The sequence below is a fragment of the Altererythrobacter litoralis genome (assembly GCF_036324225.1).
Lineage (GTDB): Bacteria > Pseudomonadota > Alphaproteobacteria > Sphingomonadales > Sphingomonadaceae > Erythrobacter > Erythrobacter litoralis_A.
The window spans coordinates 147,060-153,391 of record NZ_JAZDQV010000007.1; the positions used below are offsets into that span (position 1 = coordinate 147,060).

At 62.9% G+C, this 6,332-nt stretch carries 7 protein-coding genes and 1 tRNA gene; 2 read left to right on the forward strand and 6 right to left on the reverse strand.

Annotated features, from left to right (window positions below; translation table 11 throughout):
• Window positions 1-6 precede the first annotated feature (6 nt).
• The 6 genes from VRS74_RS08970 to VRS74_RS08995 form a co-directional block, all read right to left on the reverse strand.
• Window positions 7-945, reverse strand: coding sequence for an alpha/beta hydrolase (locus VRS74_RS08970; protein WP_354144917.1), 939 nt, complete (start codon window positions 943-945; stop codon window positions 7-9).
• A gap of 71 nt (window positions 946-1,016) precedes the next feature.
• Complete coding sequence (locus tag VRS74_RS08975; RefSeq protein ID WP_354144918.1) at window positions 1,017-2,783, reverse strand: PAS domain-containing protein; 1,767 nt, start codon at window positions 2,781-2,783, stop codon at window positions 1,017-1,019.
• Between the two features lie 135 nt (window positions 2,784-2,918).
• Window positions 2,919-3,365 carry a DUF2141 domain-containing protein gene (locus VRS74_RS08980; protein ID WP_354144919.1) on the reverse strand — a complete coding sequence of 149 codons (447 nt, stop codon included), beginning with the start codon at window positions 3,363-3,365 and terminating at the stop codon, window positions 2,919-2,921.
• Window positions 3,362-4,081 carry a sterol desaturase family protein gene (locus VRS74_RS08985; protein ID WP_354144920.1) on the reverse strand — a complete coding sequence of 240 codons (720 nt, stop codon included), beginning with the start codon at window positions 4,079-4,081 and terminating at the stop codon, window positions 3,362-3,364. Before VRS74_RS08985 ends, VRS74_RS08980 begins: the two co-directional genes overlap by 4 nt.
• 61 nt (window positions 4,082-4,142) lie before the next feature.
• Window positions 4,143-4,646, reverse strand: coding sequence for an MmcB family DNA repair protein (locus VRS74_RS08990; RefSeq protein WP_354144921.1), 504 nt, complete (start codon window positions 4,644-4,646; stop codon window positions 4,143-4,145).
• Window positions 4,640-4,915 (reverse strand): hypothetical protein, encoded by a 276-nt coding sequence (locus VRS74_RS08995; protein WP_354144922.1) that lies wholly within the window; start codon window positions 4,913-4,915, stop codon window positions 4,640-4,642. The genes VRS74_RS08990 and VRS74_RS08995 overlap by 7 nt, the downstream gene beginning before the upstream one ends.
• A 327-nt stretch (window positions 4,916-5,242) precedes the next feature.
• Here VRS74_RS08995 and VRS74_RS09000 point away from each other — a divergent pair.
• Window positions 5,243-5,319: transfer RNA gene (locus VRS74_RS09000), tRNA-Arg, on the forward strand.
• Between the two features lie 471 nt (window positions 5,320-5,790).
• The coding region (locus tag VRS74_RS09005; RefSeq protein ID WP_354144923.1) for a hypothetical protein at window positions 5,791-6,332 on the forward strand (542 nt) is incomplete at its 3' end.

Consider the following 6,332-nt stretch of genomic DNA (forward strand, 5'->3'; position numbering starts at 1 on the left):
GCAGAGCTAGCCGATTTTGTCCTGAACCGGAACTGAAGCCCGCACCGTTCGTGCGAATTCCACCATGTCTTTCAGCACCGGGCGCTTGCTGCGCCACGGGCTGGCGAGCGAAACCAGCACGTCGGTGTGGTCCATGCCCGGATAGATGCGCGTAGTGGCGCTTGTGCCGGCCGCGTCGAGTTCCGCCGCAAGCGCATGGCTGTTGCGTGGGCGGACGACTGTGTCCTTGTCGCCATGCAGCAGCAGCATCGGCGGGGCACCCTGGCGCACGAACCGGATCGGCTGGGTGGTTTCGCCATCGGGAACATGGCCGAAGGCGTTGCGGGCGGAATCGCTGGTGAAGGGGAAGAAGTCATACGGGCCGGCAAGGCCGATCACCCCGGCGATTGCATCGGGCCCCAGTCCCTCGCGCGCCAGCCATTGCCGGTCGAGCACGCTCATCACCACATTGTAGGCGCCCGCCGAATGGCCCGCGAGCACGATCCGGTTCGGATCGCCGCCCAGCCGCGCGATATTGGCGCGTGTCCAGCCGATTGCTCTGGCGGTATCCTCGAGCATGGCGGGGAACAGGCCTTCGGGATGGAGGCGATATCCGGCGGTGACGACCACGAAGCCTTCGGGCGCGAAGGCGCGGCCGATGAAGCCGTAATCTGCGGGGTTGCCGCTGTTCCAGCCGCCGCCGTGGAGGAACAGCAGCACAGGCTTCGGTTCGGATGTGGTGGCAGCGGTTGCGTAAACGTCGAGCACTTGCGTGCCGCCCGGCCCGAAGCGCGCCTGTTCGAGCAGCTCCACTTCGCGCGAGCCCCCGGCAATCCGGTCGACCCGGTCGAGCACTGCCGCTCCGTTGATCCGGATCGCGATCAGCAGCGCGATGGCCAGCGAACATGCAATCGCCAGCAGAGTACCAAGGATCCAGATCATCGCGCGCCTTGTCCGAACTGACATTGGCGCGCCCTATCGTGCACCGGCACGGCTGGCCAGTGCGAAGTGACGTCGCGTCGGTGTGCGGCGGCTGTTTAGCCGAGCAACTTGCGTGCAGCGCGTTCGATCAGCGGGATGTCCTGCTCGACTTCGCCCAGCACCACGATCTCGCCGTCTTCGGTCCGGCGGATCATCACCAGTGCGAATTCGCCGCCTTCGGGCTCGAGGTCGCCGAAATCCTGCGGTTCGAGTTCGCGCATCTTCTTCGCCAGCGCTTCGCGCACGCCGTCAGCGGCTTCGACTTCCTTGCCGGCCTGCTCGCGGCGCCATTTGCGCTCGGCATTGACCACGCCCTTGAGGCCGCCTTCGGCCTCGGAGAGATAGCTCGACAGCGCGCCATGCGCGATGCCGACGCGGTGCGCATAGCTGAGCGCCGCAGCATATTCGGTGAGGCGGGTCTTGTCGTAGTCGGCGCCGAACACGAGCTTGACCACCGGCGTCATCGGCGCGCGTTCCTGCGCAGCGATGCCGCATTCGTCGAGCAGTTCGGCATAGTCCTCTGGCGATTCCTGCGCCGCGAGCGAGAAGTCATAGGCCTGGCCGACTGCGACATAGAGCGAATGGCGGCTGCGGTCCTCGCTGTTGCGGGCGCTTTTGGCGGCTTCGCGCGCGGCGGCGAGATAGTCGTAAAGGCCGGCGTCTGCGGGAAGTTCGGCGACGAAGTCCCCTTCGTCCTCGTCATCCGCTTCGAAACTGCCGCTATCCGCGCCATTGTCCGCGTCACTCTCGGCCTGCTCGTTCCAGGAGTGGCTGGCGGGAGCTTCGTCGAACGAACTGTCGTCGCTATCCGCTTCTTCGCTCCATGAGAAGTTGGCAGGCGCCGAATCGAAGGCGCTGCTGTCATAGCCGATTTCGCCCGAGGTTTCGGGCAGCGGCGGCAATGCCGCCAGCTCGTCAAGGTCGAGCGACAGTGCCTTCTTGGTCGGCGGCGCGATGTGATCGGTGAGCGAGGCGAAATCGTAATTCGCTTCGTCCTCTTCCTCATCCTCGTAATCGACATCGAGGCCGTAATGGCCGAAATCGGGTTCGGGGAGTTCGAAGCTATCCTCGTCCTCGTCTTCGTCGCCAAACTGGCCGAAATTGCCGATGTCGCTGATATTGCTGGCTTCGCTCGCGCTCTCCGGGGCATCGGAATCGTCGGCGCTCGGGCCATCGGCCCAGTCGGTCACGGGGTCGCTGTCGCGCATGGCCAGTTCGTCTTCCTCGGTTTCGAGAGCCTGGTCGATTTCGAGCAGCAGCTCGTCGGCAGCGGCCTGGTCGGCCATCTCCTTCCAGTTGATCACGCCGTAGATGAAATCGATCGTGTCATTGTCGGAAGAGTAGGGCAGCAGGATGCCGCGATAGAGGATCGTCACGCCACGCTGGTTCACGAATTCGGCTTCGAAGCCGATCGGTGCCTGGTTGGCGAGGATCTGCAGATAATGGTCGGTGATGCGGCTCAGCAGTGAGCGGCTGGGCACGTCCGACAGCTTGTCGATGCGCCCTTCTGCGCCGCATTCCGCCGCCAGCTGGTCGCCCAGGAACTGGATCGCCGGGTCTTCGATCCCGGTCGAGAAGTCGAGCAGCACGCTATAGGGGCCGAAATCGGTCAGGTTCTCTGGATCGAGCTCTTCGATCGAAGGGAAGTTGCGTTCGCCCAGCAGGCTCGCCCAATGATTATAGGCGCGCACCTGCATGCGGCGCTCGTCCTGGCCGATCGCTGCCGGCGGCAGGTCGCGAGCGATATCCTCGTCGGCGAGGTCGAAATCAGTCGAGACGTCGGTAAAGTCCGGCGTATCGAAGCTGCCGCGCAAGCTATCCATGGCCCAATCATGCTCCTGACTAGTGAGTCAGCCATGGGTTTTGGCGCGACATGGTAAACTTACCGTTAAGTTGCGCAGAAAAGCATGATGTCGCGGTTTGTCGGCGGCGTGACGTCACGCCTATAGCCGCCCGCGTCAGAGCATGTAGCGCATGCGGATCGTCAGCGTGGCCGCGTCCCCTGCATAGTCGAAGGCGGCGCTATCGAACTTGGGCGGCCCCATCTGCACCTTCGCGTCGCGCGAAAAGCCGAAGCCTTCCTTCGGCATCATCCCCAGCGTGCGGTCGGCCTTGCCGTTGTCATTCTCGTCATGGAGCAGGGCCACAGCATAGCGACCCGGCTTCACACCGCTGAAAAGCAGTTCGACCCTTGTGCCCGCAGGAACGACGACGCGATACGAGGCCGGATCCTCGCGGCATCGGGGGAAGACTTTGGCATTGCTGGTCATGCAGGCGCGCACCACGCCCTTGGCGGAGCGCAGGTCGGTCACCGTAACGGCGACTTGGCCCGGTTTGGGTGGGGTGGCTCCGACCAGCAAGGCGGCAGAGGCGGCGGCAAGGCAGAGTGTGGCGACAGGTTTCATCCGAATTTCTCCGTCAATCCGCGATCGGTGCCGCACACGCGGTCCCAGAAGCGGAAGTAAAGGCCGTAATTGCAGCGATATTCTTCATGATGGCGCTCGTGATGGCTCGCCGTGATGAGCCAGTTTCCCAGGCGCGAGCGGACGAGCCAGCGCGGAAACATCTCCCAGCCCATGTGGTTGGTGACGCCCATCACTGTCATGATCGCCAGTACCAGCGCCAGCACGCCCAGATGGATCGGCACCAGGAATACCAGTGCGGGGATCACGACGGCGCCGGTAAGCGCTTCGAGTGGATGGAAACTCATGGCGGTCCATGCCGTTGGCGGGCGGCTGGCATGATGGACCGCATGTGCCAGCCGGAACAGCCGCGGCGCATGCATCCAGCGGTGGGTCCAATAGAACCACGTGTCGTGCGCGAAGAGATAGATGAACAGCGAAAGCGGCAGATACCACAGGGGGTAGGCGCCAATGTCGCTGTAGATCTGCGTCCAACCAAGGTTCTGCCAGGCCCAGGCCACCAGCCCGGCGGGCACGCCATAGATCGCTGCTGAGCCGAGCGACCAGCCTATCTCGCGGCGGATCTGCGCGCCCAGCGCTGCATATTGGCCGGGGCGCTTGCGTCCCGTGAGCCAGGCGAAGAACCCGCTGCTGGCGAAATAGCGCAAGGCGACGATCGCAGTCATCGACAGCGCGGCAATGGCAAACGCGAGCAGCATGAGGGCGTTCTAGCCGCGCTGATCGCAAATGGCGACGGGTTAGAAGGCGCGGGTGCAGGGTTTATTGTGCGCCGGACAGTTTCGCGCAGAGCGGATCGATCAGCCCGGCATGGCGGCGCAGCGCAGCACGGGCGAGCCGCTGCAACTCCTTGTTCCGACGTGCAGCGTTGAGCGGCTGCAGCGGGGCCGGGCGTAATATCTCCGCATCATAGCCATCGGCCACTATCACGCCGCAGCAATCGGGGCGGAATGCCTCCCCTTCCAACGGGGCGCGATCGAGCGAGGGGGGCAGGGCCCAGAAGAACCGGTCGCAGAAATCGAGATATTCGCCCCATTTCGCATCGCTCAGCAAATCGCCGCGCGCGACCTTGATCTCCACGATCACGATCTGCCCCTTGGCATCGACTCCCATCAAATCGGCGCGGCGGCCATTTCGCAGCGGCATTTCAGTGAGGCACCAGATGTCGTTGCGCGCGAACAGCCGCCCCACGCCGCGCGCGACCGCTGCCGCGTCAGGCACCGTCGATGGTGGCGAATCGGGATTGGCGATCAGGGGCGTCAGCATCGAGCCAGACTGGAACAGATCGCGAACGCGGTCAAGAGCCAGGCGGCGACCTGCGGATTCGCGGTTTCGGCTTCCGCCTCAGTTTCGCGTTCAGTCTCTATTGCAAGGCTGAGCAGCCCCGTGCGCAGTGCATGGAATTCGCGCCAAAGCGCCAGTGCTGGGGCGGTGGCGTCCTGGCCTCGGGCGCGGATCGTGCGCAGCGAGACGAGGCCCGGCCGGAGGATCGCGTCGAGATCGGCAATGCCATCGCTGGCGAGCACAAGCCGCACACCGCCCTGGCTTCGATCCGGGCCGGGAAGCTCTCAAGTTCGCAATCGAACGGCTCTGGCCCGAGTACGGCCATGGCGCCGATTTCCTGTCCGGCGGCATGCAAGGCCTGCCAACGCGCGGCAAGTGCCTCGGTGCGGGCTGTTGCAGTCGTTTCGGTGTGGTAGATTCCCGACATGGCCCCGCCGGATTAGCGGGCCAGAATTGCCAAATCCCTGATGCGCGGGCCTGCTGCGTTAACCGCGAACCGTAAGGGCGCGCGATTTTCGGCTGGCAGGTGGGACGGTGCTTTGCTAAGCGCGCCGCTCGCTTGTCGCTGACCGCGCCACGCACCCGTAGCTCAGCTGGATAGAGCGCTGCCCTCCGAAGGCAGAGGTCACAGGTTCGAATCCTGTCGGGTGCGCCAATTTTTCAATTAGTTAGGCGCTAGACCGGCCTTCTTCCTGTAAAAATCCTGTAAAATAGGGTGTCGCAGTCAGCCGTTGTTTGCGCTTCGGCGAGCCGTCTAACCGCTTGGGGATTTGAGGTCTCGCTCACCGAAGAAGGCGATCTATCCCTCCACCCTATCGCTCTTTAACCCCCCCCGGGGGGCGGGTTAACGGTGGGGCATACGTTGTGGAAAGTGAGCCGCTGGCTTTCAGGGACTGCGCGCTGTAAGGCCAAATCCAAGCGCACCAAGGAACGCTGCAAGAGCCCCGCCGCATGGGGGTGTAAGACCTGCAGATATCACGGCGCTAGAAAGCCTGAGACGATCAGGAAGGGCGCAAACCATCCGCAGTATAGACACGGACAAGAAACGCTCGAGGCCAAGGCTGAGCGCAGCAAGAGGCTTGATTGATTTATTGACAAGCTCTGGACTGTCGCCCACGCTCCGAGCATGGGATTGCAAACAGATTTGGCTCGTGCAGGCAGCGGCCTCGAGGCGTGGCAGCGCTTGTCGAAGATCGCTTTTTTCGCGCTTACCGTTGGATATTATCCTTTAATCGGTTTTCGCTATTTGCTCTTTCCTGACTTTGGCGTCGGTCCTGCCCAAGCGAACTTTGTAACAGCATTGATCATGCTCGTTATTATTCCCGCTCTCTGGGTACGATTGGCGAACCCTGGTCTCTTCTGGCAATATCTGATCTGCATTGGTGCGATAGTCGTAGCGAGCCAGGTCGCCTTGATAGCCGGAACGCAGACGTTTTGGCCAGGTCCGCTACTAGCAGCCGCATCTGCCCTTCTAATATCCTATCCTGTTGTCTCTACGTCTGACAAAAGCCGCGAGGTATGGGGCCTGACGTTGAGGCAGCGAGGCCTTGCTGCGCTCTTTGTCAGCGCCATCATTGGTATTGGCCTTATCGCCTGGTTCAGCCACGAGGGCGAAGCGCGCGAAGCGCATTTGCTGGTCAGGTCTGTCTTCTCAACACTGCTCGTAAT

Coding starts and splice junctions, on each gene's coding strand:
- VRS74_RS08970 (WP_354144917.1), bottom strand. CDS start 945: ATGTCAGTTCGGACAAGGCGCGCGATGATCTGGATCCTTGGTACTCTG.
- VRS74_RS08975 (WP_354144918.1), bottom strand. CDS start 2,783: ATGGATAGCTTGCGCGGCAGCTTCGATACGCCGGACTTTACCGACGTC.
- VRS74_RS08980 (WP_354144919.1), bottom strand. CDS start 3,365: ATGAAACCTGTCGCCACACTCTGCCTTGCCGCCGCCTCTGCCGCCTTG.
- VRS74_RS08985 (WP_354144920.1), bottom strand. CDS start 4,081: ATGCTGCTCGCGTTTGCCATTGCCGCGCTGTCGATGACTGCGATCGTC.
- VRS74_RS08990 (WP_354144921.1), bottom strand. CDS start 4,646: ATGCTGACGCCCCTGATCGCCAATCCCGATTCGCCACCATCGACGGTG.